24 protein-coding genes and 1 pseudogene are annotated in these 25,283 nt (G+C 68.0%); 16 read left to right on the top strand and 9 right to left on the bottom strand.

Features of this window, described 5'->3' with window-relative positions:
• The first annotated feature begins 55 nt into the window (after positions 1–55).
• The 8 genes from folC (at position 56) to proB (ending at position 10,404) form a co-directional block, all read left to right on the top strand.
• A complete protein-coding gene (gene folC, locus QC765_RS14385; RefSeq protein WP_278315122.1) occupies positions 56–1,549 on the top strand; it encodes a bifunctional tetrahydrofolate synthase/dihydrofolate synthase in 1,494 nt (497 codons plus the stop codon).
• Positions 1,546–1,989 carry a DUF4233 domain-containing protein gene (locus QC765_RS14380; protein WP_373876762.1) on the top strand — a complete coding sequence of 148 codons (444 nt, stop codon included), beginning with the start codon at positions 1,546–1,548 and terminating at the stop codon, positions 1,987–1,989. Before folC ends, QC765_RS14380 begins: the two co-directional genes overlap by 4 nt.
• A gap of 34 nt (positions 1,990–2,023) precedes the next feature.
• Positions 2,024–2,437 (top strand): nucleoside-diphosphate kinase, encoded by a 414-nt coding sequence (gene ndk, locus QC765_RS14375; RefSeq protein WP_278315121.1) that lies wholly within the window; start codon positions 2,024–2,026, stop codon positions 2,435–2,437.
• A gap of 482 nt (positions 2,438–2,919) precedes the next feature.
• On the top strand, positions 2,920–6,576 hold the full coding sequence (locus QC765_RS14370; protein ID WP_278315120.1) for a translation initiation factor IF-2 N-terminal domain-containing protein: 3,657 nt from the start codon (positions 2,920–2,922) through the stop codon (positions 6,574–6,576).
• A gap of 404 nt (positions 6,577–6,980) precedes the next feature.
• A complete protein-coding gene (rplU, locus tag QC765_RS14365; RefSeq protein WP_278315119.1) occupies positions 6,981–7,289 on the top strand; it encodes a 50S ribosomal protein L21 in 309 nt (102 codons plus the stop codon).
• A 47-nt stretch (positions 7,290–7,336) separates the two neighbouring features.
• Positions 7,337–7,600 (top strand): 50S ribosomal protein L27, encoded by a 264-nt coding sequence (rpmA, locus tag QC765_RS14360; RefSeq protein ID WP_278315118.1) that lies wholly within the window; start codon positions 7,337–7,339, stop codon positions 7,598–7,600.
• A gap of 246 nt (positions 7,601–7,846) precedes the next feature.
• Positions 7,847–9,310, top strand: coding sequence for a GTPase ObgE (gene obgE / locus QC765_RS14355; protein ID WP_278315117.1), 1,464 nt, complete (start codon positions 7,847–7,849; stop codon positions 9,308–9,310).
• A complete protein-coding gene (gene proB / locus QC765_RS14350; RefSeq protein WP_278315116.1) occupies positions 9,307–10,404 on the top strand; it encodes a glutamate 5-kinase in 1,098 nt (365 codons plus the stop codon). Before obgE ends, proB begins: the two co-directional genes overlap by 4 nt.
• Positions 10,405–10,677: 273 nt before the next feature.
• On the opposite strand, the pseudogene QC765_RS14345 reads toward proB, so the two are convergent.
• The 8 genes and pseudogenes from QC765_RS14345 to QC765_RS14310 form a co-directional block, all read right to left on the bottom strand.
• Positions 10,678–11,070 (bottom strand): annotated as a pseudogene (locus QC765_RS14345) (arsenate reductase ArsC); the annotation flags it as partial.
• Complete coding sequence (arsB, locus tag QC765_RS14340) at positions 11,067–12,158, bottom strand: ACR3 family arsenite efflux transporter (RefSeq protein WP_278315115.1); 1,092 nt, start codon at positions 12,156–12,158, stop codon at positions 11,067–11,069. The pseudogene QC765_RS14345 and the gene arsB, both read right to left, overlap by 4 nt.
• A gap of 34 nt (positions 12,159–12,192) precedes the next feature.
• On the bottom strand, positions 12,193–12,519 hold the full coding sequence (locus QC765_RS14335; RefSeq protein ID WP_278315114.1) for an ArsR/SmtB family transcription factor: 327 nt from the start codon (positions 12,517–12,519) through the stop codon (positions 12,193–12,195).
• Between the two features lie 71 nt (positions 12,520–12,590).
• Positions 12,591–13,442, bottom strand: coding sequence for a Sir2 family NAD-dependent protein deacetylase (locus tag QC765_RS14330; protein WP_278315138.1), 852 nt, complete (start codon positions 13,440–13,442; stop codon positions 12,591–12,593).
• Positions 13,443–13,760: 318 nt separating this feature from the next.
• Positions 13,761–14,159: an ectoine synthase gene (locus QC765_RS14325; protein WP_278315113.1), complete on the bottom strand. Its 399-nt coding sequence runs from the start codon at positions 14,157–14,159 to the stop codon at positions 13,761–13,763.
• Positions 14,160–14,250: 91 nt separating this feature from the next.
• A complete protein-coding gene (ectB, locus tag QC765_RS14320; RefSeq protein ID WP_278315112.1) occupies positions 14,251–15,558 on the bottom strand; it encodes a diaminobutyrate--2-oxoglutarate transaminase in 1,308 nt (435 codons plus the stop codon).
• Positions 15,559–15,636: 78 nt separating this feature from the next.
• Positions 15,637–16,158, bottom strand: coding sequence for a diaminobutyrate acetyltransferase (gene ectA, locus QC765_RS14315; protein WP_278315111.1), 522 nt, complete (start codon positions 16,156–16,158; stop codon positions 15,637–15,639).
• 162 nt (positions 16,159–16,320) lie between these two features.
• Positions 16,321–17,181: a ribokinase gene (locus tag QC765_RS14310; protein ID WP_278315110.1), complete on the bottom strand. Its 861-nt coding sequence runs from the start codon at positions 17,179–17,181 to the stop codon at positions 16,321–16,323.
• A gap of 75 nt (positions 17,182–17,256) precedes the next feature.
• Between QC765_RS14310 and QC765_RS14305 the strand changes: the two genes are divergently transcribed.
• The 4 genes from QC765_RS14305 to QC765_RS14290 are packed head-to-tail and all read left to right on the top strand — an operon-like array spanning position 17,257 to position 21,293.
• Positions 17,257–18,543 carry a glutamate-5-semialdehyde dehydrogenase gene (locus QC765_RS14305; RefSeq protein WP_278315109.1) on the top strand — a complete coding sequence of 429 codons (1,287 nt, stop codon included), beginning with the start codon at positions 17,257–17,259 and terminating at the stop codon, positions 18,541–18,543.
• 58 nt (positions 18,544–18,601) lie between these two features.
• Positions 18,602–19,480 (top strand): AAA family ATPase, encoded by an 879-nt coding sequence (locus tag QC765_RS14300; RefSeq protein ID WP_278315108.1) that lies wholly within the window; start codon positions 18,602–18,604, stop codon positions 19,478–19,480.
• Positions 19,481–19,490: 10 nt separating this feature from the next.
• On the top strand, positions 19,491–20,954 hold the full coding sequence (locus tag QC765_RS14295; RefSeq protein ID WP_278315107.1) for a vWA domain-containing protein: 1,464 nt from the start codon (positions 19,491–19,493) through the stop codon (positions 20,952–20,954).
• 39 nt (positions 20,955–20,993) lie between these two features.
• Positions 20,994–21,293, top strand: a complete 300-nt coding sequence (locus QC765_RS14290) for a DUF1905 domain-containing protein (RefSeq protein WP_278315106.1) — start codon at positions 20,994–20,996, stop codon at positions 21,291–21,293.
• Positions 21,294–21,307: 14 nt separating this feature from the next.
• Here the strand turns inward: QC765_RS14290 and QC765_RS14285 are convergent, their stop codons facing one another.
• The gene (locus QC765_RS14285) at positions 21,308–22,477 is read right to left on the bottom strand and encodes an adenylate/guanylate cyclase domain-containing protein (RefSeq protein WP_278315105.1); all 1,170 of its coding nucleotides are present in this window, start codon (positions 22,475–22,477) and stop codon (positions 21,308–21,310) included.
• 178 nt (positions 22,478–22,655) lie between these two features.
• Here QC765_RS14285 and nadD point away from each other — a divergent pair, with 178 nt between their 5' ends.
• The 4 genes from nadD (at position 22,656) to octT (ending at position 25,275) form a co-directional block, all read left to right on the top strand.
• Positions 22,656–23,372, top strand: coding sequence for a nicotinate-nucleotide adenylyltransferase (gene nadD, locus QC765_RS14280; RefSeq protein WP_278315104.1), 717 nt, complete (start codon positions 22,656–22,658; stop codon positions 23,370–23,372).
• Positions 23,369–23,764, top strand: coding sequence for a ribosome silencing factor (gene rsfS / locus QC765_RS14275; protein ID WP_278315103.1), 396 nt, complete (start codon positions 23,369–23,371; stop codon positions 23,762–23,764). The genes nadD and rsfS overlap by 4 nt, the downstream gene beginning before the upstream one ends.
• Before the next feature lie 85 nt (positions 23,765–23,849).
• Positions 23,850–24,530, top strand: a complete 681-nt coding sequence (locus QC765_RS14270; protein ID WP_278315102.1) for a histidine phosphatase family protein — start codon at positions 23,850–23,852, stop codon at positions 24,528–24,530.
• Entirely contained in the window at positions 24,520–25,275 is a 756-nt protein-coding gene (gene octT, locus QC765_RS14265; protein WP_278315101.1) for a diglucosylglycerate octanoyltransferase, read from the top strand. The genes QC765_RS14270 and octT overlap by 11 nt, the downstream gene beginning before the upstream one ends.
• Positions 25,276–25,283 lie beyond the last annotated feature (8 nt).

Here is a 25,283-nt window from a genome sequence, read left to right as displayed (position 1 = left end):
GCAAATTGAGGCTGGCGAACGATGAGGCTGGGCACATTATCAACCTGGGAGCACGATGAATATCGATGACCTCGACGGACCCGACCTCCTCAAGGCGCTCGGGGTGCCTGACGATGAGTCCAAGCCGGACCCCGATACACCGATCTACGTCCCGCCCACCGCGGAGGATCTCGCCGAGCTCGCCGAGGTGGAGGCCGAGCTCGACCAGCGCTGGCCCGAGACCAAGATCGAGCCAAGCCTGACCCGGATCTCCCTGCTGCTCGATGTGCTCGGCGAGCCGCACACCGCGTACCCATCGATCCACATCGCCGGGACCAACGGCAAGACCTCCGTCGCCCGCATGATCGACGCGCTGCTCACCCGCATGGGGCAGCGCACCGGGCGCACCACGAGCCCGCACCTGCAGCTCGTCACCGAGCGGATCAGCGTCGACAACGCGCCCATCAGCCCGCGGACCTACATCGACACCTACCGCGAGCTCGAGCCGTACATCGCGATGATCGACGAGAAGTCCGTCGCCGCTGGTGGCCCGCGCATGAGCAAGTTCGAGGTGCTCACCGCGATGGCGTTCACCGTCTTCGCCGATGCCCCCATCGACGTCGGTGTCATCGAGGTGGGCCTCGGTGGAACGTGGGACGCGACCAACGTGGTCACCGGCGACGTCGCGGTGATCACACCCATTGGCCTCGACCACACCGAGTACCTCGGCTCCACGCTCACCGCCATCGCCTCCGAGAAGGCTGGCATCATCAAGCGCGCCCCCGAGAAGCTCATTCCCACCGATACCGTCGCGGTCATCGCCGAGCAGGAGCCCGAGTCCATGGACGTGCTGCTCCGCCAGGCCGTCGACACCGATGCCGCGGTGGCCCGCGCTGGCAGTGAGTTCCTTGTCATCGAGCGGCGGGTGGCCGTCGGTGGCCAGCAGATCACCCTGCAGGGACTCGGTGGTGTCTACGACGACATCTTCCTGCCGCTCCACGGTGAGCACCAGGCACGCAATGCGTCGCTCGCCCTCGCTGCGGTCGAGGCGTTCTTCGGCGCGGGCAAGGATCGCCGGCTCGATATCGATGCGGTGCGCGATGCCTTTGCCACTGTCGCTAGCCCAGGACGGCTCGAACGAGTCCGGCCCGCCCCCACGGTCTTCCTCGACGCGGCGCACAATCCCCACGGCGCGCAGGCGCTCGCCTGCGCTCTTTCCGACGAGTTCGATTTCCGTCGGCTCGTCGGTGTGGTCGCGGTGATGGCGGACAAGGACGCGGCCGGGATACTCGATGCCCTCGAGCCCGTCCTTGACGAGATCGTCGTCACCACTAACTCCTCGCCCCGCGCGATGCCTGCCAACGATCTCGCCGAGCTCGCGCTGCCACGATTCGGCGATGATCGTGTCATCATCGCTCCTAGCCTCGCCGATGCCATCGAGACCGCCGTGGCGCGGGCGGAGGAGGTCGCCACCGGCGACGAGCATGTATCCGGTGCGGGCATCGTCATCACCGGATCCGTCGTCACCGCCGGCAACGCGCGCAGCCTGTTCGGAAAGGAACCGTCGTGACCGAGGCAACCGCAAGCAGTGGTCCTGGAACAGCTCCCGACCCCTGGAAGGGCCTGCGGGGAGTCATGGCTGGCACGCTGATCCTGCAAGCCATTGTCGTCCTGCTCGCGCTACCCGCCGTGTGGCGCGTCGGCGAAGGCATCACCTGGCTATCGGGGAGCTACATCCTCGGGCTCGCGGGCCTGATGATCATCGGCTCCGGTCTGCAGCGCCGGCCGTGGGCCCTGCGCTTTGACTTCGCCCTGCAAGCGCTCATGGTCGCGACGTTCTTCTTCAGCATCGCGCTCGGCATCCTTGGGCTGATCTTCCTCGCGGTGTGGGCGTACATCCTGTACCTGCGCAATGACATCCGCAAGCGCATGGCCGAGGGACTGCTTCCCGCGCAGCAGCGGGATCAAGCGGACATTGCGCCCGAGGAGAACGATGCGCCAGGCCGATGACGCAAGGGCTGGCCAATGCAGCTAGGCTAGGCGCGTGAGTGAGCGCACCCTAGTATTGATCAAGCCCGACGGCGTGGCCCGTGGCCTCGTCGGTGAAGTCCTCTCCCGCATCGAGCGGCGCGGCCTCAGCCTCGCTGCGCTGGAGCTGAAGCATGTCACCGAGGAGATTGCCGCGCAGCACTATGCCGAGCACCAGGGCAAGCCCTTCTACCAGTCCCTGATCGACTTCATCACCTCCGGGCCGCTCGTCGCGGCCGTGGTCGAGGGCCCGCGCGCCGTAGCGGCGTTCCGCCAGATCGCCGGCGGCACCGACCCCGTGGAGAAGGCAGCGCCCGGTTCCGTCCGTGGCGACTTCGCCCTCGAGGTCCAGGAGAACATCGTGCATGGGTCGGACTCGACCGATTCCTCAGCGCGCGAGATCGCGCTCTGGTTCCCCGGCCTGGCCTGACCCGAGCAGCCTGACCCGAGCAACACATCCGTGGCCCGGGCGGGACCTACCACACCGAGGCTCGGCAGCACCGGCTGAGTGCATGGGCACCAGCCACGCTGCCGAGTCTTTCCCATCGTGGCGAGCCTGGCGCGAGGAGTGTGGGATAGTAGGGGGCAGTGGCATCACATCCGCCGCGACGGGACGGGGACATGGTCGCGTTCCAGCGAGGATGAGACGGTGCTGCTGCAGGGCTTCCGACGGGGAGCCCGGCCTGGTCCCACCACCGGTTCAGGCGCGGCATGACAGTCATGCCAGGCGCCGAGCCCAACGGAGGATCCAGCCGGGCAAGCCAAGGTGCCCGCAGCGATGACCTGCTGGAACAGTTTCCCGGTGAGGCACCGCTGGCAGACCTGACAATGTACTCGCGCCGGTACGAGCGCGAGAAGGCTTATGCCCCTGTGTGGCCGCGTCCGACGCGCCCGGGGGCCCGAGGAGTATACGTGGCTGATCACGTGGCGCCCGATGACGCTACCCAACCGAACACCAGCGGTGAACCCGCAGCTCAGTCCGCCGACAGTGAGGACTCACGCCCAGTGTTCCCCGCCAAGATGCGCGTGCACGCGCTCGCCAAGCTGCTAGGGCAGACCAGCAAGCAACTGCTCGCTAGCCTCAAGGAACAAGGCCACGAGATGCGCAGCGCGCACTCCACCGTGGAACGGTCGCTCGCCGAGCAACTGTGGGACGACGCGCGAGGCACTGCGGGCACTGCGCATGCTGCTCCCGCAGCGACAGCCCCCGAGACGGCCGAGCCCGCGCCGCCCACCGAGGAAGCGGGACCGGCGAAGCGATCGGGACCATCCGGGTCGCCATCGCTCTTCTCGGAGCCCGCGGCAAAGCGCGAGCCCACTGCGACCCGGCAGCGCTCGACCGATGAGCCCGCGATCGATGTCGGCCCTCCGTTGTTCCTGTCGCCGCCGGAAGTGGACCGCGATGAGGAGCCCCGGGCACGGACCCGCACGCGCAAGCCCAAGCGCGCGGCCGAGGACCAGGCCCCGGAGCAGCCAGAGGCAACCACGCCAGATGGCGCCACGTCCGACGGCACCCAGCCTGATGGCGGCAAGCCCGATGATGCTCAGGCCAAGTCGCCCAAGGCAGGTCGCCGCAAGGCCAGCGACGGCAAGGATGCGGACGAACCAGATACGTCCGGGAGCGACAAGCCCCGGCGCCGCGACTCCGGCAAGACCAGTGATCCAGAGAAGGCCAGCGACTCCGACCAGGCGAGCGACGCTGACGGGGACGAGTCGGAGACCTCGGAATCGGGCACCGACGATGACAGCGGCAAGCGCAATAGGCGCCGCCGCCGTGGCCGCCGTGGCCGTGGCCGCGGCAAGGGCGAGACGTCCTCGGGCGACGATGGTTCATCGGACGGCGATAGCGAGGACACTGGCCAGCAGTCCGACCGTCGCGCTGCCAGCAAGGATGCAGGCGCAGCCGACGACGACCAGCCCGGCAAGGCCGAGTCCTCCCAGTCCTCGCAGGGCGACGACTCGGGCAAGGCTGACTCGGGCAAGGCTGACTCGGGCAAGGGTGCGGACAGCAAGGGCGAGTCGTCGAAGGACGAGTCGGGTTCCAGCGATTCCGCCGAGGAGTCCTCGGGCGACGACAGCGATGAGGGATCCGGCTCCGCGAGCAGCCGGCGTCGCCGTCGCCGCCGCCGGAGGCGGGGCAGCGGTGACGATGCCAGCGATGCCACTCCGGGGGAGGATCCGCCGAACACCGTCGTGCACGAGCGGGAGCCACGCAGCAAGTCCCGCAAGGATGAGGTGCAGGGCATCACCGGCTCGACGCGTCTCGAGGCCAAGCGCCAGCGGCGCCGCGACGGGCGGGAGGCAGTTCGCCGACGCCCGCCGATCCTGACCGAGGCCGAGTTCCTCGCGCGCCGCGAATCGGTCGAGCGGGTGATGGTGGTGCGCGAGAAGCGAGCCAGCAACCAGCCCGGCACGACCACCCAGATCGGCGTCCTCGAGGACGGGATGCTCGTCGAGCATTTCGTGACCAGCGCCGCGTCCGGCTCGATCGTGGGCAACATCTATCTCGGCCGGGTCCAGAACGTCCTGCCCAGCATGGAAGCCGCATTCGTGGACATCGGCCGTGGCCGCAATGGCGTGCTCTACGCCGGCGAGGTCAACTGGGATGCAGCCGGGCTCGATGGCGGCGCCCGGAAGATCGAGCAGGCGCTGAAGCCCGGCGACCAGGTGCTCGTGCAGGTCTCCAAGGATCCGGTCGGGCACAAGGGTGCTCGACTGACCACCCAGGTCTCCCTCGCTGGCCGGTTCCTCGTCTACGTTCCCGACGGCTCGTCCACCGGTATCAGTCGCAAGCTGCCTGATAACGAGCGGCGCAGGCTCAAGGAGATCCTCCGCGAGATCGTCCCGGACGATGCGGGCGTCATCGTTCGCACGGCGTCGGAGGGCGTGCCGGCCGAGGAGCTCGCGCGGGATGTCGATCGCCTCCGCAAGCTGTGGGCATCGATCTCCGAGGAGTCCAAGGCCGACAAGGGCAAGGCGCCACGATCGCTGTACGAGGAGCCCGACCTTCTCGTGAAGGTCGTCCGCGACATGTTCAACGAGGACTTCGCCCAGCTTGTCGTGCAGGGCGACCGGGTGTGGGACACCGTGGAAGGGTACGTGCGCAAGGTAGCGCCCGACCTGCTCGATCGCGTGGTCAAGCACGACGAGAAGCTGGATGTGTTCGAGCGGTTCCGGATCGACGAGCAGATCTCCAAGGCGCTCGACCGCAAGGTCTGGCTTCCGTCCGGCGGCACGCTGGTCATCGACCGCACCGAGGCGATGACCGTGATCGATGTCAACACGGGCAAGTTCACCGGATCGGGCGGCAACCTCGAGGAGACGGTCACGAGGAACAACCTCGAGTCGGCAGAGGAGATCGTGCGGCAACTGCGCTTGCGCGATGTTGGCGGAATGATCGTGATCGACTTCATCGACATGGTGCTCGAATCGAACCGCGATCTCGTTCTCCGGCGCCTGACCGAGGCACTGGCGCGGGACCGCACGCGGCACCAGGTCTCAGAGGTCACCTCGCTCGGGCTTGTCCAGATGACGCGCAAGCGCATTGGCACCGGACTCGTCGAGGCATTCTCGACCAACTGCGAGCACTGCCACGGCCGGGGAATCGTCATGCATGACGAGCCCGTCGATGCGCAGTCCGATCCGGATCGCGGCACCAGTTCCCGCCGGTCGCGCCGATCACGCGCGGCCAAGCCCGAGGTGGAGGTTCCCGAGGCTCCCAAGCAGCACGCGCCGCAATCGTCGCCCGATGACCTCAAGGCGCAGGCTGAGAACCACTCGAAGCACCCGATGATCCTCGCGATGTCAAAGCAGGAGGAGGAGGAAGCCGCTGCTGCGGCTGCCTCGGGAAGCTCCGATGCGCGGGGGCAGTCGGACAGTGCCAGCGCTGCAACGGGCTCGTCGGCGAACGAGGCGGACTCGGCGGAGGCCGCTGCACCGGAGCAGGCCAGCAGGCCATCCCGGTCGCGCCGGCGCAGCCGGTCGAGTGGGTCCAGCAGCGCGCCCAAGGCTGTAGCGGAAGCGCAGGACGCAGAAGCCAAGGACGCAGAAGCCAAGGGCGCAGAAGCCAAGGGCGCAGAAGCGAAGGTTGCAGAATCGCAGGTTGCGGAGCAGCCACGGGACGCAGCCCCCGGACCGGATAGTGCGGCCGGACAGGCAGTGGCTCAGAACCAGGCAGATGCCAGCTCCAACGCGACCGCTAGTGCCCCGAACGCAGTCACCGGGGGAGCGGATACGGAAACGGCGCGTCCGCCGCGGCGGCGGCGCGTCCAGCGGCCTGCGGGTGGCGCAGCGTCCTCGGCGCCGGTCTCTTCGGGGTCGGATTCGCCGGAGCAAGCAGCTGCAGCATCGCCGGAAACGGCATCCGCGGTGGAGCCTGCTAGCGAGGAGCCTGCACCCGCCGTGACGATCGTGCCCGCTCAGGAGGCCGAGGTAGTTGCGCGGCCTGTGCCACGGCGCAAGCGGCGTGCTGCGGGACGGCCCTCGGGACCGCCGGTGGATGCGGGCGATTCCAGTGGAACCGATGTGGGTGAATCTGCTGGGGCCGACTCCGCTGGGAGCACGGACTAGGTCCTTCGACGCCGCCGGGCGGCCAGCCAACGGCCTCGGGCGGCACAAGCACTAGATGCCGTCAGACGCGATAGAAGCAGCATGGGATCCACTGCCGCTTCTATCGCGTTTGCAGTTTGATCCGGCGCGGCTCCGGAGTCTGGTTTGACCAGGCTGCCTCCTGTCCACTAGCCTTGGAAAGTCGCTGCCCGGCGATGCCCCTTCATGCTGCGATCGCGCATAAGTGAGTGGTCATGGGAGCTCCGCCTCCCATGCGCGCTATGTGCCTGCGAGACGTGGTGACGGCGTGAACCCCGTGTTCGCCGCAGGTGCATTGGTGAACTGGGTAGCTAGCATGATGGACCAGTCGTATCGCGCCCTGCGGTACGAGCACACACGTTTGATGAAGCAAGGGGTAGCCCTCCATGTACGCGATCGTCAAGTCCGGCGGCAAGCAGTACAAGGTTGCTGTTGGTGACCTCGTGAAGGTCGAGAAGATCGAGGGTGCTCCGGGCACTGCGGTTGAGCTTCCTGTCGCCCTCGTCGTTAATGGCGCAGAAGTCACCTCCGATTCCACCGCTCTGGCCAAGGCATCGGTCACCGGTGAGGTCGTCGAGCAGACCAAGGGCCCGAAGATCCGCATCCACAAGTTCAAGAACAAGACCGGCTACCACAAGCGTCAGGGTCACCGGCAGAAGCTGACCGTCCTGAAGGTCACCGGCATCAACGCGTAAGTCACTGTCTCGATCTCAGTACTTCAGGCCTTCAAGGAGGACCAGCAATGGCACATAAGAAGGGTGCTTCCAGCTCGCGCAACGGGCGCGACTCGAACTCCAAGCGGCTCGGCGTCAAGCGCTACGGCGGCCAGCTCGTAAACGGTGGCGAGATCCTCATTCGCCAGCGTGGCACGCACTTCCACCCCGGCGTCGGCGTCGGCCGTGGCGGCGACGACACCCTCTTCGCCCTCGACGGTGGAGTTGTGGAGTTCGGCCGCAAGCGTGGCCGCAAGACCATCAACGTCATCCCCGTCGAAGTTTCGGCGTAGCACAAAAGCACCTCGCAGGGACACGCGTTCAACGCAGCGTTCACGCTCTCGCAGGGGCGGGCCCGGGCAGCACGCCCGAAAGCCCGCCCCTGTTTGCATTGCCGCCCTGGCCGCTGAGCCCAAGCAGCCGCCCAGGACGCCCATTCACACCCAGCACCAATCGGCCCCAGAGCTCAGGGGCACCAGGCGCGGCACCGCCGCGCGGACCAGTACCACCGGTGATCCCGGTGGGAGGAGGATCCACTCGTGGCACGTTTCATCGACCGCGTCGTTCTGCACACCCAGGCAGGCAACGGCGGGCACGGCTGTGCCTCCGTGCACCGTGAGAAGTTCAAGCCCCTCGGCGGGCCCGACGGCGGCAACGGCGGCCGCGGCGGCAGCGTCATCCTCGTCGTCGACCCCAACGTGCACACGCTCCTTGACTTCCACTTCCGGCCCCACGCGAAGGCCACCAACGGCAAGTCCGGCATGGGCAGCCACCGAAACGGTGCAGAGGGCGACGACCTGATCCTGCACGTCCCCGAGGGCACCGTTGTCCTCGACAAGGACGGCGAGTTCCTCGCGGACATGGTTGGCGCGGGCACCGAGCTTGTCATCGCGCGCGGTGGTCGTGGCGGTCTCGGCAACGCCGCGCTGGTGTCGCGGGCCCGCCGCGCCCCGGGGTTCGCGCTGCTCGGCGAGGACGGCGAGCATGCCGAGGTCGTCCTGGAGCTGAAATCGGTGGCCGATGTCGGGCTTGTTGGCTTCCCCTCCGCGGGGAAGTCGTCGCTCATCTCGGTGCTGTCGGCCGCGAAGCCGAAGATCGCCGATTACCCCTTCACCACGTTGCGACCGAACCTGGGCGTGGTCGAAGCGGGCGACGTCACCTACACCATCGCTGATGTGCCGGGCCTGATCCCCGGCGCGAGCGAGGGCAAGGGCTTGGGACTGGACTTCCTGCGCCACATCGAGCGGTGCGCGGTGCTCGCCCATGTCGTCGATTGCGCCACGCTGGACCCAGGGCGCGATCCGATCTCCGACATCGATGCCCTCGAGGCCGAGCTGGCAGCGTACACGCCGTCCCTGGAGGGTGACGCTAGCCTCGGCGACCTCCGCGATCGTCCGCGCATCGTGGTCCTCAACAAGGCCGATGTGCCCGAGGCCGCGGAGCTCGCGGAGTTCGTGCAGGCCGAGCTCGAGGAGCGCGGCTGGCCCGTGCACATCATCTCGGCGGTGGCGCGCACTGGCCTGCGCGAGCTGTCGTTCGCGCTCGCCCGGATCGTCACCGAGTACCGTGCGGCCCATCCGAAGGCAACCGAGCGCAGGCAGATCATCCGGCCCGTTCAGTTCGCCGAGGAGACGTTCACCGTCACGCGCGATCCCTCGGAACCAGGCGGCTTCATCGTGCGCGGCGCGAAGCCGGAGCGGTGGATCAAGCAGACCCAGTTCGACAACGACGAGGCTGTCGGCTTCCTCGCGGACCGGCTGCACAAGCTGGGCGTGGAGGACGAGTTGCTCCGGCTCGGAGCGGAGCCCGGCGCTTCGGTCACGGTCGGCGATGTCTCCTTCGAGTTCGATCCCCAGACCCCGGCCGGGGCGGATGTCGTCCCCACCGGTCGCGGCACGGATGCGCGCCTCGAGCAGACTGATCGCGTCGGCGCGAAGGAGCGCAAGCTAGCGAGCCGTATTCGTCGGGGACTGGAGGACAACGAGAGCGAGCTCGAGCAGTGAGCATCCGCGCCACTATCGCTGGGGCTCGCAGCGTGGTGGTCAAGGTGGGATCCTCGGCGATCACCACTGTCGAGGGCGGACTGGTCACCGAGCGCATCGATGCACTGGTCGACGCGTTCGAGGCCCGCATGCAAGCCGGCTCTGATCTTGTGGTCGTGTCCTCTGGCGCGGTGGGGGCAGGCATCGCCCCGCTCGGGCTGCGCAAGCGCCCCCAGGATCTCGCCACCAAGCAGGCCGCGGCAAGCGTCGGGCAGCTCGCGCTCGTCCAGGCATGGGGTGCCTCGTTCGCCCGCTATGGGCGCACGGTCGGCCAGGTCCTGCTGACCGCCGACGATATCGCCCGGCGAGCCCAGCATCGCAACGCGCAGCGCACCCTTGATCGGCTGCGCGCGCTGCATGCCGTGCCCGTGGTCAATGAGAACGACACTGTCGCCACGACCGAGCTGCGCTTCGGTGACAATGATCGGCTCGCTGCACTGGTCGCGCACCTCGTCGGCGCGGACGCCCTCGTCCTGCTCTCCGACGTCGACGGGCTCTACGACGGTGACCCCCGCAAAGGGGGAGCGCGGCTCATTTCCCAGGTGGATGGGCCAGCGGATCTCGATGGTGTGATCGCTGGCAGTGGCGGGGCGCTCGGCACGGGCGGGATGGCGTCGAAGCTCTCGGCGGCACGCCTCGCCGCGGACTCCGGGATCCCCGTACTGCTTGCCGCCGCAACGGAGGCCTCCGAGGCGCTCTCCGCCGCTGAGATCGGCACGGCCTTCGTCGCTCGGCCGGAGCGAATGTCGGCGCGCAAGTTCTGGGTGCGGCATGCCGCTGATACCAATGGCTCGCTTCATCTCGACGACGGCGCGGTAAAGGCCGTGATCGGGAATCGCCGGTCGCTCCTGGCCGCAGGCATCACCGCTGTCGAGGGCCGATTCTACGGCGGTGACGTGGTAGACATCTGCGCCCCAGACGGGAGCCGCATCGCCCGCGGTGTGGTGGCCTACGATGCGGCCGAGCTAGCGGGCATGCTCGGCCGGTCGAGCATCGACCTATCCCCGGAGCTGCGGCGCCCCGTCATCCATGCCGACGATCTCGTCGCCCACTGACCATCTACGCCGCTAGGCCCGCTACGCGTCGCCTAGCGCTACGCCGAGGCGTGCGGCAAGCTCGCGCACCCGCGCGTCGATATCGTCGCGCACGAGCCGCATGCGCTCCATCCCGGTGATTCCACGCTCGGATGGCTCGTCGATGATCTACCGCTCCACCGTTGCTGGCGGATTGTCGATGACCGCCTCGGGGCCGAGTATCACGACGGCATCGGCGCCGTCGAGCAATGCCCGGTCGATCGGCTTGGGCTGCTCCCCGTCCAACGAGGCGCCGATCTCGGCGAGGAGCTCCTCGACACGGCGACGGATCTCGTCCCGGATCGGGCGCACCGCATCGATGCCTTGCCCGGCGGGATCCTCGAGCACCCAGTCGCGGTAGGACTTGCCGGGGAACACCGGGCACGCGTCGCCGCACCCCATCGTGATGATCACATCGGAATCCTGCACAGAATCGACGGTGAGGATCTTGGGCCGTGCACCGTTCATGTCGATGCCTTCCTCGGCCATCGCGGCCACGGCGGCCGGATTGATCGTCTCGGCGGGGGCGCTGCCGGCGGACCGGACCTCGATTCGCCCGGCCGCTAGGTGGTCGAGGTAGGCGGCGGCCATCTGGGAGCGCCCGGCGTTGTGGACGCAGACGAACAGGACACTGGGGCGGTCGCTCATGCGGTTGTCCTCTGCTGGTTGGCGGTGTTGCTCCAGAAGCGTCGGCGCAGCCACAGCGACACATAGACGAGGCCCACGAGGACGGGCACCTCGATGAGCGGGCCGACGACGCCTGCGAGGGCCTGCCCGGAGGTCACGCCGAAGGTGGCGATGGCGACGGCGATGGCGAGCTCGAAGTTGTTGCCCGCCGCGGTGAACGCGAGCGTCGTGGTCCGCTCGTAGCTCAGGCCCAGCATGATGCCGGCGAGGTAGCCGCTGCCCCACATGACCGCGAAGTACAGCAGCAGCGGCAGCGCGATGCGCACGACGTCGAGCGGGTTGGCGGCGATCTGCTCGCCCTGCAGCGCGAACAGCATCACGATGGTGAACAGCAGGCCGTAGAGCGCCCAGGGGCCGATGCGGGGCAGGAATGACGCCTCGTACCACTCGCGGCCGCGGGCGCGCTCGCCGAGCCTGCGCGTGAGATAGCCCGCGATCAGCGGGATGCCCAGGAAGATCAGCACGGAGCGGGCGATGTCCCAGGGGGAGGCGTCGATGGTGGCCTGGTCGAGCCCCAGCCAGCCGGGCAGCAGGTCGAGATAGAACCAGCCGAGCACGGCAAACATGACGATCTGGAACACCGAGTTCAGTGCCACGAGCACCGCCGCTGCCTCGCGATCGCCGCAGGCCAGGTCGTTCCAGATGATGACCATGGCGATGCAGCGGGCCAGCCCGACGATGATGAGGCCGGTGCGGTACTCGGGCAGGTCTGGCAGGAGCATCCAGGCCAGCGCGAACATCACGGCCGGGCCGACGACCCAATTGAGGATGATCGAGCTGGCGAGCAGCCGGCGGTCACCGGTGACGGTATCGAGGCGGTCGTACCGCACCTTCGCGAGAACTGGGTACATCATGATGAGCAGGCCGAGCGCGATGGGCAGCGAGATGCCGTCGACGGTGATGCTGTCGATGGCGGTGTCGATGCCGGGGACGAAGCGGCCGAGGAGCAGGCCGAGGATCATCGCGGCGCCGATCCAGACGGGCAGGTAGCGGTCGAGGGTGGAGAGCTTGTCGACGACGTGGGTTCCGGTGCTCGGGGGAGCGGTCACAGTGGGGTCCTTCTCCAGTGCCGTGCGGGCGGGGCTAGCAGCGGTCGGTGGTGGGCGCGAGGGGCAGCGAGCCAGCTGGGCGCACATTGCTGGCGGCGAGGATCGCCGTGATGATCTCCTTGGCGCGGGGCGTGAGGGTGTAGTGCATCCACGTCCCGTGCCGTTCCGCGGTGACCATGCCCGCCTCGCGCAGCACCTTGAGGTGGTGGGAGACAGTGGGCTGCGAGACGGTGAACAAGCTCGTGATGTCGCAGACACACACGCTGCCCGGGCTCGTTGCCAGGGTGGTGGCGATCTGGAGCCGGATGGGGTCGCCGAGCGCTTTGAGCAAACTAGCGAGATCCTCGGTCTGGTTCGACATGCATCTATATTGACAGAAGTCGATATAGCCGGCAATCCGGGGTGGCAGCCACCACCTCTGGAGCAAGACCTCTAGAGCAGAACCTCTGCGAGGGCGCCCAGTGTTTCCGAGCAGCCCCCGTCGATTCGAGCGCTCGCGAGCTCATCGCCCCTAGTGCCGCCACGATTGACGATGATGATGGGGATGCCACGCCGGGCCGCGCGGCGCACGAACCGCAGTCCCGACATGACGGTCAGCGACGAGCCCGCGACAAGCAAGGCATCGGCCGCGTCGACCTCGGCGTAGCAGCGCTCGACAGTGGGGCGCGGGACGGACTCGCCGAAGAAGACGATATCCGGCTTGAGGATGCCTCCGCAATGAGCGCAATCAACCATGCGGAACGTTGCCACGTCCCGGACCAGGGCATCGGCGTCGGGAGCGATCTCGAGGCCGTCGATGGTCGCTGCCCTCGCGAACTCGGGGTTGAGCCGCTCGAGAAGCTGCGCGAGCATGGCCCGGTTGGTGCGGCCGCCGCAGTCGAGGCAAACCACGGTGCGGTACGTGCCATGCAGGTTGATCACGTCGCGGTGCCCGGCCCGGGTGTGCAGCAAGTCCACGTTCTGGGTGATCACCGAGCGGATGACACCGGCATCCTCCAGAGTGGCAAGCGCTTGATGTCCGGGGTTGGGCGAGCGTGATTCGATGAATCGCCAACCGATATGGTTGCGGGCCCAGTATTGCTGGCGGGCCTCCCGGCTGCCGAGGAACTGCGAGATCGTCATGGGGGTGCGCCGGGGCGCCGACGGGCTGCGATAGTCGGGGATCCCGGAGTCGGTGGACAACCCCGCCCCGGTCAGCGCGACCGCATTGCCGCCCGCGAGGATCTCGATCGCACGGGCAAGGCCTTCGTGCTCGATGGCTCGCGCCAGGAGCTCGGGTGGCATCGGGCTTCTCACCCCGCCCAGGATAGGCCAGCCGATGGCACGGCTGCACCCCTCGCGACACAGGGAAGGACGCGGGGCACCTTCCCCAGCTGCCCCGCGTCCACCTCCGGTATACCAGCCTGATCGACGGAATCGTGGATCATCTGGCCATCAGTCCCGGATTTGTTATACCCCGAAGCGATTCTCGATCTAGAATTCGCTTTTCGTTTCCAGTCCGGCCGCAATCGTCAACGTTCGTCCGCTCGGCCTGTTGCGCGCGAAGGCCCGGCGGCCGAGTGCTCCGGGGCCGCCGGGCCTAGACACGAGGACTAGTGCAGGTCACTCGTCGAGCGTGATGAGCGGGTACACGCCGTGCTCGTCGTGCACCTCGCGCCCGGTGACGGGCGGGTTGAACACGCACATCATGCGCATCTGCTCATCGACCTCGAGGCGGTGCTTCTCGAAGCCATTGAGCAGGTACATGGAACCGGGGCCGAGATCGTAGACGGTGCCGGTCTCGAGATCGGTGAGCCTGCCGCGCCCCTCGACGAGCCAGACCGCCTCGACATGGTTCGCGTACCAGAAGTCGTTGATCGTGCCGGCCTTGATGACGGTCTCGTGGAACGAGAAGCCAACCCGATCGTCGGCGAGGACGATGCGCTTGGAGCGCCAGTTGCCGTTCTCTGCCTCGACGTCCCGCTCGGTGTTGGTGATGTCCTGGGTGGTGCGAACGATCATGCTGGGTGCCTTTCTCTGCGATCCGCTTGGGCAGCACATCGCCGCGCGTTGGCTACCGCGCGGCGACGGCGTGATGGTGGAAGTGCCAGGGCTAGCGCAGTACCTGCCGGGCGGCATCGCTGAGGATGTCGAGCCCGAGGTCGAGCTCCTCATCGGTGAGGGTCAGCGGCGGAAGCAGCTTGACCACCTCGTCCGAGGGGCCGGACGTCTCGGCGAGCATGCCATTGTTGAACGCGATCTCGCACGCGGCCGAGGCAAGCTCGGGCTCGTCGAAAACGAGGCCCTGGACCATGCCACGACCACGGTGCTGGAGCCCGCCGATCTCTTGCGCGAGCGCCTCGAACCGATCGGCGATTATCTCGCCCTTGCGGGCCGTCTCGAGCTCGAGCTTGTTGTCCGACCAGAAGGTCTCGAGCGCGACCTTCGAGGTGACGAACGCGGGGTTGTTGCCGCGGAACGTGCCGTTGTGCTCGCCTGGCGTCCAGATGTCGAGCTCCGGCTTGAACAGCGTCAGCGCCATCGGGAGGCCGTAGCCACTGATGGACTTGGAGATGGTCACGATGTCCGGCTTGATGCCCGCGACCTCGAAGGAGAAGAACGGGCCGGTGCGTCCGCAGCCCATCTGCACGTCATCGACGATCAGCAGGATGTCGCGGCGCGCGCAGAGGTCCGCGAGGGCGCGCAGCCACTCGTGGCGGGCCACATTGACGCCACCCTCGCCCTGCACGGTCTCGACGATCACGGCGGCGGGGCGGTTGAGTCCCGAGCCGGAGTCATCGAGGACCCGCTCGAACCACTGGAAGTCCTCGGTGACGCCGCCGAAGTAGTTGTCGTACGGCATCGGCGTGGCGTGGACCAGCGGGATGCCAGCGCCAGCGCGCTTCATCGAGTTGCCGGTGACCGAGAGGGCCCCGAGCGTCATGCCGTGGAAGGCATTGGTGAAGTTGATGATCGCCTCGCGGCCGGTGGCCTTGCGGGCGAGCTTGAGGGCAGCCTCGACGGAGTTCGTCCCGGTGGGCCCGGGGAACTGCACCTTGTAGTCCAGGCCGCGCGGCTTGAGGAGGTTCTCCTCGAAGGTCTCGAGGAACTCCTTCTTCGCCACGGTGGCCATGTCGAGCCCGTGGGTGATGCCGTCCTTGCTGATGTACTCGAGGAGGGCTTCCTTGAGCACGGGGTGGTTGTGCCCATAGTTGAGGGAGCCGGCTCCGGCGAAGAAATCGAGATACTTGCGACCGGAGGTGTCGGTGATCCACGAACCCTTGGCGGTCGTGAACGTCGTGGGCCAGCCACGGCAGTATCCCCGGACCTCGGACTCCCGGTTGAGGATGATCGACGGGACGCCCGATCCGGTGCCGGGCTTCTCGGACTTATCGTCAGTAGGCAAGTCAGCGATGGTCATGTCTATCTCCTTGAATAATGCGAATCGACGTCAGGGACGTGATGGTCTTGCTGCGGCCGCGTGGTCTGGCGGCCGTGGTCAGCGCGGGGCGAACTCACCGATGCGGTAGAGATCCTCGGCCTCGTGGCTATCGGGGAAGAGGTCCGGCGGAAAGAGATCGCTGCGCACGATATCGGTGTCACGGGAGCGCGCGAGCGAGCTGAACAGCTTGATGGACGCTTCGTTGTCCGGGCTGATGGTCGTCTCGAGATGGGTGGCGCGCTGCACCGGAGGCTGGTCTAGCAGCCAATCCAGCATGTTGTGGGCGATCTTCAGGCCCCGGTAGTCGCCGTCCACGGCAACCTGCCACACCATGATGGTGAGCGGATCCGGTGGGCGGAAGTATCCGGTGACGAATCCGGCTACTCGGCCATCGACCTCCGCGACCACCGAGGACTCCCGGAAATCGCGGCACCAGAGCACGTATGCGTAGCTCGAGTTGAGGTCTAGTACTTGTGAATCGCGGGCGATTTCCCAGAGTCGAATCCCGTCCGAGATTTCTGGAAAGCGGAATCGCACCGCACGGCGGGCGGTGTCTGTGTTTTCGATGTCAGATTTCATCGGTAACCTGAGATTAACAATGCGTCGTCCCTTTGTCAGGGAGCGTCGCGCGGGCAGGGGCACTTTCGGAGCTGTTTTCGCTGGACAGCCATGCAATGTGGCCATCGTCACATTGTGATCATAGTTGACATATGCAGCGACGGCATCAGTGGTGGCTGCTGGTCACATGTCATCGTGCTCGACGAACTCCGCTACCAGCGTCAATGGTGGCGCGAAAGCTCCAGGCCGCGTCGTCGCCACTGCTCCAGCCGCAGTGGCCCAACGCATCGCGGTGCGGGCACCAGTGTGCCAGAAGGCCGCGAGCGCGCCAGCGAACGCATCGCCCGCCCCAGTCGTATCGACCACCTCCACCGCGGGCGGCGAAGCATCGATCACCCCTCCACCAGGCCCTCGGTAGGAGGCTCCCGCCGCACCACGTGTGGTCACCACATGACGGACATGCCGCAGCTCCCCGTCAAGCATCGCGGCCTCATGCTCGTTCACGATCAGCACGTCCGTGCACGCGAGGAGATCGCGCGGTAGCTCCCTGGCAGGGGAGGGGTTCAGCATTACCGTGGCGCCGACGGCGCTCGCGGCCATCGCGGCCTCGACGACGATCCCGATCGGCAGCTCGCACTGCAGCAGCAGCAGCTCGCACTCCACGATCCGCCGTCGCTCCTCCGGCAGCAAGGACGTCATGGCCGCGTTCGCACCCGGCACCACGATGATCGCGTTGTCGCCAGCGTTGTCCACGCTGATCGCGGCGAGCCCGCTCGCCGCCTCCACCGCTCGGATCTCGGGAAGATGCACCCCGGCCTGCTCCAGCGACTCCCGGAGCGGCCCCGCGAACTGGTCATCGCCCAGCGCCCCGAGGAACCACACCTCCCCGCCGAGCCGAGCGGCCGCCTTGGCCTGGTTCGCGCCCTTGCCGCCCGGGATCTCCACGAGCGACTCGCCCAGCACGGTCTCGCCCACGGCTGGAATGCGGGGCGCCCGCGTCACCAAATCCATGTTCACGCTGCCCAGCACTGCGATCCGGCTCATCCCACCAGCATCCCATGCGCTTGCCCGGCGCGAGGGGCGATCCGCGCGCCATGCCGACCCGCTACCCTGGAGGCCATGACGACCGGCTCCACCCTCGCGGGCTCGCCCAGCTCCACCACCTACGACCTGCGCTCGCACGTCCACGATGCGGCCTGTCGCGCCCGGGGCGCGTCCCGCGTGCTCGCCCTGCTCACCACCGAGCAGAAGAACGCAGCGCTGCATGCAGCGGCCGACGCCATCCTCGCCGCCACCAGCACCATCCTCGCCGCGAACGACGACGACATCGAGCGCGCTCGTGCGGCCGGGACCGCGGAATCGCTGATCGACCGCCTGCGCCTGACCGAGACCCGGGTGGAGGGCATCGCGTCCGGGCTGCGGCAGGTCGCGGGCCTCGCAGACCCGATCGGCGAGATCGTGCAGGGCAAGACCCTCCCCAACGGCCTCGAGCTTGTCCAGAAGAGAGTCCCGCTCGGCGTCATCGGCATCGTCTACGAGGCCCGGCCCAACGTGACGGTCGACGGGTTCGGCCTGTCGCTCAAGTCCGGAAACGCCGTCCTGCTGCGCGGCTCCGGATCCGCCGCCACCTCCAACGCCACCCTCGTCGACACCCTGCGCGGCGCCCTCGAGCAGCAGGGCCTGCCCGCCGATGCGGTGCAGTTGCTTCCAGCGGAGGACCGGGCATCGGTGACCCACCTCATCCAGGCCCGCGGACTTGTTGATGTGGTCATCCCGCGCGGCGGGGCCGGGCTCATCAATGCGGTAGTGCGCGACGCCACCGTGCCCACCATCGAGACCGGCGTCGGCAACGTGCACGTCTATATCCACTCCGCGGCTGATCTCGAGATCGCCGAGAAGGTGGTGCTCAACTCCAAGACACGGCGCCCCAGTGTCTGCAACACCGCCGAGACCCTTCTCATCGACGAGTCCATCGCCAGCACGGCCATCCCGCGGCTCACCCAGTCGCTGCAGACGCACAGCGTCACCGTGCACGGAGACCTGCCTGGAATGGTGCCCGCCACCGAGCAGGACTGGACCGACGAGTACCTCAGCCTCGACATCGCCGTGAAGGTCGTCGACGGCATCGATGCCGCCATCGAGCACATCGACCAGTACGGCACCAGCCACACCGAGGCCATCATTACTAGTGACCTCGCCGCCGCCCGCGAGTTCACCAACCGAGTCGACGCCGCGGCCGTGATGGTCAACGCCTCCACCGCCTTCACCGACGGCGAGCAGTTCGGGTTCGGCGCGGAGATCGGCATCTCCACGCAGAAGCTGCACGCCCGCGGCCCGATGGGCCTGCCCGAGCTCACCTCCACCAAGTGGATCGTGTGGGGCAACGGCCACACCCGGCCCGCCTAGCAGTTCCCCCGGCTCACTCATTGGCCCACCCACCGGCCCGCGCGCCGGAAAGGCACCCATGGATCCGATCAGCGTGACCACGCCCGCGTTCGCCTCGCCCGCCGAGGTCATCGAACGGCTCGCCGCCACCGGCTACCTCGCCGACACCGCCACCGCGACGGCGGTCTTCCTCGCCGACCGGCTCGGCAAGCCCCTGCTCATCGAGGGGCCCGCCGGGGTCGGCAAGACCGAGCTCTCCCGAGCCATCGCCACGGCCACCGGGGCTGGCCTGATCCGGCTGCAATGCTATGAGGGCGTCGACGAGGCACGTGCCCTCTATGAGTGGAACCACGCCAAGCAGATCCTGCGCATCCAGGCCGCCCACGAGAACAGCTGGGAGGACACGCGCGATGACGTCTTCTCCGAGGAGTTCCTGCTGGCCCGGCCTCTTCTCGCCGCGATCCGCCGCACCGAGCCCACCGTGCTGCTGATCGACGAGACCGACAAGGCCGACACCGAGTTCGAGGGCCTGCTGCTCGAGGTGCTCAGCGATTTCGCGGTCACCGTCCCCGAGCTCGGCACCATCACCGCGACCCGCCGGCCGCTGACCATCCTCACCTCCAACGCCACCCGCGAGCTCTCGGAGGCCCTCAAGCGCCGTTGCCTGTTCCTCCACATGGACTACCCGGATCCTGATCGCGAGCGACGCATCCTCGCCGCGCGCGTGCCCGAGCTGCCCGCCGCGTTCGCTGCCAGCATCGTCGATGTGATCGGCGCTCTCCGCGCACTGCAGCTAAAGAAGTCGCCCTCGGTCGCCGAGACCATCGACTGGGCCCGCACCCTTCTCGCTCTGGGCGAGGCGAAGCTCGACGACGACACGATCCGTACGACACTCGGTGTGGTGCTCAAGCATCAGGCCGACCACCAGCGCGCCCTCGCCGACCTCAAGCTCGCCTAGCGCGGCCCGCATGGACAGCCCAGGAACCGCCAGCAGCCCAGGAACCCCCCAAGGCGCGGCGGAGCATCCCCACATCATCGGGCACCTCGCCGGATTCGTCGAGGCGCTCCGGTCCAAGGGCATGCCCGTGGGGCCCGCCGAAACCGTCGACGCAGCCCGCGTGCTCACTCACCTCGGCCTCGACCAGCGCGATGTCGTGCGCGAGGGCCTTGCCTGTGCCCTCGTGCGCCGCGACACCCACCGCCCCACCTTCGACATCACCTTCGACCTGTGGTTCCCCGCCGCGACCGGTGCCCGCGCCGCCACCGGGGAAGCGGGCGCCGAGCATCCCCGCGACGAGGAAGGCGCGCTCGATGTCGCAGCTCTCCGCGACACCGTTGCAGACCTCCTCGCCAGCACCTCCCTGAATGCGAAGGACGAGCTCGACGAGACCATCATCCTGATCGTGGACGAGCTAGGTCGCTACCGCTCCATGAACGGTGAGTCCTTCTCCGCCTACCAGGCACTCCAGGCCATGGCTCCCGACCAGGTGCTCGACAAGGTCCTCAAGGGACTCCTCGAGCGCATCGCGCCCGCCGGGGGAGAAACTCCCGAGCCGTTCGCCCTCGAGGTGGCCAAGCGCAATGCTGCGGCCCTCGTCGCGCGGTTCCGCTCCCAGGTCGAGTCCGAGACGCAGCGGCGCGTCGCCCAGCGCCTCGGCGTGCAGAAGGTCACCACCTACGCGGTGCCGAAGGTCGCCGAGCAGGTCGACTTCCTCCGCGCCAGCGACACCGAGCTGCGTGCGCTCCGCGCCAGCGTCGCGCCGCTTGCCCGGCTGCTCGCATCCAGGCTCGCAGTCCGCCGCAAGCGCATGCGCGCCGGATCCATCGACGTCCGCAAGACCATGCGAAAGTCCATGACTACCGGCGGCGTGCCCATCGACCTCGTCGCCCAGCGTCCCAAGCGCACCCGGCCCGAGCTCGTCGTGCTCTGCGACATCTCCGGATCCGTCGCCGGCTTCAGCAACTTCACGCTGCAACTCGTCCACGCCCTGCGCGAGCAGTTCTCCCGGGTGCGGATCTTCGCGTTCATCGACGCCACTGACGAGGTCACCGCCTACCTCGACGCGCAATCCGGCCTCGGCACCGCCATCTCCCGCATGATGGCCGAATCCCGGCTCATCACCTACGACGGCCACTCCGACTACGGCAATGCCTTCGCCACCTTCACCAACGAGTTCGGCCACGCCCTCACCCACCGCGCGTCCCTGCTGATCCTCGGCGATGGACGCACCAACTACCGCGACCCCAACCTCGCCGCCCTCGCCCACATGGTCACCACAGCCCGGCAAGCGCACTGGCTCAATCCCGAGCCCGCCGCGCAATGGGGCAGCGGTGACTCGGCCGCCGATCTCTACCAGCAGATCATCCCCATGCATGAATGCCGCACCGCCGAGCACCTCGCGGCCGTCGTGGCGCGGCTGCTGCCCGTGTAGTTCCCCTGCCGTCCTGGCCTTCCGCGCTAGCATCGAGCCATGCGCTGGGAGTTCGACGCTGACCTGTTCCTCTGGCGCGGCGACGCCGTCTCCTGGACGTTCCTGCGCCTTCCCCTCGACGTCGCCGAGGAGATCCACGACCAGCAAGCCGGGCCCCGTGCTGGCTTCGGGTCCGTTCGTGTCGCCGTGACCATCGGCAGCACCACGTGGCACACCTCGGTGTTCCCCGACAAGCCGACAGGCAGCTTCCTGCTGCCGATCAAGAAGCAAGTGCGCGCCGCCGAGGGCGTCTCCGAGGGCGATACCGTAACCGTGGTCCTCGAGCTCGCTGGGGCGTGAGCGCTTCCGATCGGTCAGGAACGCGCCAGCGGTGGCGCCTCCACGGTGAACAACGGCGTCGGGCCGGGTACTCCCTTGAAGTCGAAGGAGCCAGCGGAGCTCGTGCTCCAGCCCGCTCGCTGCAACGCGTCGCTCACGGCATCGGTGACCAGTACCTGGTGCGGTTGTGCCGCGGAGAGCACCCGGCTAGCCAGGTTGATCGGGCGGCCATACCAATCGCCGGCGCGCGAGATCGCGGTGCCCAGCGTCACCGATGCCCGCAGCGGCGGCAAGCCACGGGCCTGCGCCTCATCAACGATGTCCACCGCGGTCCGCGCCAGGGCCACGGGATCCGGGCTCATCAGCATCACAGCGTCCCCGATGGCCTTGACGACGCGAACCGGAGCCTCGGCCAGATCGGTGGCCAGCGCGGCGAGATCGTCAGCCATCTCCCCGAGGATATCGACAGGCAGCTTCTCGCCAAGGCTGGTGAAGCCGACAAGGTCGGCGAAGCAGAACGCTACTTCCTGTACCCCGGTGATCGCGATGTCCCGGGACCGGGCCGCGCCCACGGCATCCGACCGGATCCGCTGGGCGAGCATGGTCCCGAGCAGGTGCGCCACGATCTGTGCCTCGGCCTCGGCGAAGCGCCGGACCTCCATCGCATATCGCAGCACGACATCAGGATCGTCATGCGCGGCGACCAGCACATCCTCGACCATGCCGGACATCGCATCGACGAAGCTCCCGAGATTGCGTCCCCACACGCGGGCCGTGGCGAACAGCTTCTCGGTGTCGAACCCCAGCCGGAGGTACTCGCGGAACCGCTCCGCGATCAGCAGATCATCGTGGCTATATATCGGCGCGTCGCTTGCGGGGACACCACGGCCCAGCGCCCGGAACCAGGATCGCAGCTGCCCCGGATCCACGCCCGCCTTGCTGGAGAGCTCATGGATGGTGAACACCCCCGGAGGATCCAGGGCCTTCTCGAGGATGAGGCTCGCGAGGCGTCCCGCGCCGACCGCGATGACGAGCTCCTCGATCGGCACGCCATCGCCGGCGAGGGCATGCAGGGCCGCGAGGCGCAACGCGCGCGCCTCGCCGCTCAGCCCATCGAGCAGGCCCGCGCGCTCGATCTGCTCGTCCAGCGGCGGGATCGTGCCGGCTGGCCGTGGTGCGGGATCAGTGCCGTCCTTGAGGGCCACCTCCCGATCGTATCCATCGCGGCGACAAACTGGCCGGGGATGAGGCAGAAAGGATCCTGCGAGAGTGCGAGAAACGACAGCTCCCGCGCTTGGATGTGTCGTTTTTCGCACACGCTCGGGGAGTGGGGTCCAGCCCACGGCCCCCGCTGGGCCGTGATGCGCCGTATTGTCGAGTCCCATGCGCGCAGACACACGACGCATCGGCGTCATGGGTGGCACCTTCGATCCCATCCATCATGGCCACCTCGTGGCCGCGAGCGAGGTTGCCGACCGGTTCGCCCTCGACCAGGTGATCTTCGTGCCCACCGGCCAGCCCTGGCAGAAGGCGAGCCGGCACGTGAGCCCCGCCGAGGACCGGTACCTGATGACCGTCATCGCGACCGCATCGAACCCGCGCTTCTCGGTCAGCCGCGTCGATATCGACAGGCCCGGCATCACGCGCACCGCCGATACCCTCCGGGACCTGCGCGACACCTATCCCGGTGATGAATTGTTCTTCATCACCGGCGCCGATGCGCTCGCCAACATCCTGTCGTGGCAGAACTGGGAGGAGATCTTCGATCTCGCGAAATTCGTCGGGGTGAGCAGGCCCGGCTATGATCTACACGCCGAGCATCTCTCCGCCCACCTCGATGACCGTCCCGATGACGTCATCACCCTGATCGAGATCCCGGCCCTGGCGATCTCATCGAGCGACTGCCGGGACAGGTCCCGCGAGGGGCGATCCGTCTGGTACCTGGTGCCCGATGGGGTGGTGCAGTACATCGCCAAGCGGGATCTCTACCGGAGGGCCACCGACGCCCCGGTAGCAGGCGCGAAGCCTGAGATCGCCCCGGCATCCGCAGACACACGGCCCGCATCCGCGCGGGCAACCCCACATGAGGAGAACCCATGACCGCCACGCACGAGGCGATCGAGGCCAGCGCCGTAGCCGCTCGCGCCGCATCCGAGAAGAAGGCCACGGACGTCATCGTCCTCGACGTGTCCGAGCAGCTCGTGATCACTGACTGCTTCGTCATCGCGACCGGCGGGAACGAGCGGCACGTCAGCTCCATCGTCGACAACGTCGAGGAGAAGCTGCGCGCGATCGGCCGCAAGCCCACCCGCCGCGAGGGCGCCAGCGAAGGCCGCTGGGCGCTGCTCGACTACGTCGATTTCGTCGTGCACATCCAGCACGGCGAGGAGCGTTCCTACTACGGGCTCGAGCGCCTCTGGAAGGACTGCCCCGCCATCACGGTCGATGGGCTCGATGAAGCCGGTGCCGACGACGAGGCCGGACAGGACTGACACGGCTCGCCCGATGGGGCAGTGCCAGCGGCTAGAGTGATCCGGGGCCCGAGGGCCGCCGTCGCACAAGGAACGAGGACACACCATGGCGCCACCAGTCACGATCCGCAGGATCGTGCTGCTCCGCCACGGACAGACGGTGTACAACGCGGAGAACCGCATGCAGGGGCAGCTCGACACAGCGCTGTCGCCCCTCGGCATCGAGCAGGCCAATCGTGCGGCCGAGGTGCTCGCCCACTGCGATCCGCTCGCGATCATCTCCTCCGATCTGCACCGTGCCTATGACACCGCCCTCGCGCTCGGCTCCGCGACCGGACTGCGGGTCAGCAAGGATGAGCGGCTCCGCGAGACCCACTTGGGCGACTGGCAGGGCCGCACTCACGCCGAGGTCGATGCGCTCCACCCGGGCGCCCGGGCAGCCTGGCGGCTCGAGCCCCGCCTAGCGCCGCCTGGGGGCGAGAGCCGCATCGATGTGGCCGCGCGCGCCGTGCCGCTGATCGATGAACTGCTCGCCCGCTCCACCGACGGCGATGCCGCGCTCGAGCATTGGCCGGAGCATCCCATCGTCCTGGTGGCGCATGGCGGCCTGATCGGTGCCCTCACCGCCCAGTTGCTCGACCTCCCGGTCGGGCACTGGCCGATCCTCGGAGCGCTGGGCAATGCCTGCTGGGTCCAGCTCAGCCACTACGGCGCGCCCGACGGAACCGGCCAATGGCGCCTCGACGTATGGAACTCCTCCGCCCAGGTAGCGCCCGATGCAGCTTGAGCCCGGCACCACGCCAACGCTGCTCGTCCTGGGCGATTCGCTCGCCTTCTACGGCCCCGCGGGCGGCCTGCCCGCCAATGATGACCGCATCTGGCCCAGCCTCCTCGCTGACGAGCTCGGCTGGACCTCCCACCTGTGCGCGCGCGTGGGCTGGACGAGCCGCGACGCATGGTGGGCGCTGACCCAGGATCCGCTGGTGTGGGCCGCGATCCCGCGCGCCGGGGCGATCATCATCGCGGTCGCGGGCATGGACTCCCTCCCCTCGCCCCTGCCCACTGCTTTCCGGGAGCAGATCCGGTACGTGCGCCCCTCCTGGCTGCGCAGGCGAGTGCGCGCCACCTACGCGCGGGTGCAGCCCGTGCTCGCGCCCCTCGGCTGGCCCATGGCACTACCACCTGCGGTGACCGTTGCGTACCTCGAGAAGATCCGTGCCGCCATCGCGGCCGTGCGGCCCGGCATCCCGATCATCGCTGTGCTACCAGCGCTGCACCACAGCCACTACTACGGCTACGCGCAGCCTGGGCAGCCCCGCACGTCCCAGGCCATCACGCGGTGGGCCAGCGAGAAGGGCGTCCCGCTCATTGATGTGCCCGCGGCTACCATCGACCACTTGCGCGCGGGGGAGGGAAACCCGGACGGTATCCATTGGGGCTTCGCTGCACATCGCCGCGTCGCCCGCCTGATGCACACCGCTATCGTGTCCGGTGAGAGTGATTCGCCCGGAAGTGCCAGGGCGGCGCGGTAGCGAGAGAG

Origin of the sequence: Hoyosella levis (genome assembly GCF_026008515.1) — a bacterium.
Lineage (GTDB): Bacteria > Actinomycetota > Actinomycetes > Mycobacteriales > Mycobacteriaceae > Lolliginicoccus > Lolliginicoccus levis.
This window is presented reverse-complemented; position numbering and strand designations above follow the sequence as displayed.

What these genes read in the sequence shown, in the direction of transcription:
- folC (WP_278315122.1), top strand. Translation starts at nt 56, where the DNA reads ATGAATATCGATGACCTCGACGGACCCGACCTCCTCAAGGCGCTCGGG.
- rplU (WP_278315119.1), top strand. Translation starts at nt 6,981, where the DNA reads ATGTACGCGATCGTCAAGTCCGGCGGCAAGCAGTACAAGGTTGCTGTT.
- rpmA (WP_278315118.1), top strand. Translation starts at nt 7,337, where the DNA reads ATGGCACATAAGAAGGGTGCTTCCAGCTCGCGCAACGGGCGCGACTCG.
- QC765_RS14335 (WP_278315114.1), bottom strand. Translation starts at nt 12,519, where the DNA reads ATGTCGAACCAGACCGAGGATCTCGCTAGTTTGCTCAAAGCGCTCGGC.
- QC765_RS14330 (WP_278315138.1), bottom strand. Translation starts at nt 13,442, where the DNA reads ATGCCACCCGAGCTCCTGGCGCGAGCCATCGAGCACGAAGGCCTTGCC.
- QC765_RS14325 (WP_278315113.1), bottom strand. Translation starts at nt 14,159, where the DNA reads ATGATCGTTCGCACCACCCAGGACATCACCAACACCGAGCGGGACGTC.
- ectB (WP_278315112.1), bottom strand. Translation starts at nt 15,558, where the DNA reads ATGACCATCGCTGACTTGCCTACTGACGATAAGTCCGAGAAGCCCGGC.
- ectA (WP_278315111.1), bottom strand. Translation starts at nt 16,158, where the DNA reads ATGAAATCTGACATCGAAAACACAGACACCGCCCGCCGTGCGGTGCGA.
- QC765_RS14310 (WP_278315110.1), bottom strand. Translation starts at nt 17,181, where the DNA reads ATGAGCCGGATCGCAGTGCTGGGCAGCGTGAACATGGATTTGGTGACG.
- QC765_RS14305 (WP_278315109.1), top strand. Translation starts at nt 17,257, where the DNA reads ATGACGACCGGCTCCACCCTCGCGGGCTCGCCCAGCTCCACCACCTAC.
- QC765_RS14300 (WP_278315108.1), top strand. Translation starts at nt 18,602, where the DNA reads ATGGATCCGATCAGCGTGACCACGCCCGCGTTCGCCTCGCCCGCCGAG.
- QC765_RS14295 (WP_278315107.1), top strand. Translation starts at nt 19,491, where the DNA reads ATGGACAGCCCAGGAACCGCCAGCAGCCCAGGAACCCCCCAAGGCGCG.
- QC765_RS14290 (WP_278315106.1), top strand. Translation starts at nt 20,994, where the DNA reads ATGCGCTGGGAGTTCGACGCTGACCTGTTCCTCTGGCGCGGCGACGCC.
- nadD (WP_278315104.1), top strand. Translation starts at nt 22,656, where the DNA reads ATGCGCGCAGACACACGACGCATCGGCGTCATGGGTGGCACCTTCGAT.
- rsfS (WP_278315103.1), top strand. Translation starts at nt 23,369, where the DNA reads ATGACCGCCACGCACGAGGCGATCGAGGCCAGCGCCGTAGCCGCTCGC.
- QC765_RS14270 (WP_278315102.1), top strand. Translation starts at nt 23,850, where the DNA reads ATGGCGCCACCAGTCACGATCCGCAGGATCGTGCTGCTCCGCCACGGA.
- octT (WP_278315101.1), top strand. Translation starts at nt 24,520, where the DNA reads ATGCAGCTTGAGCCCGGCACCACGCCAACGCTGCTCGTCCTGGGCGAT.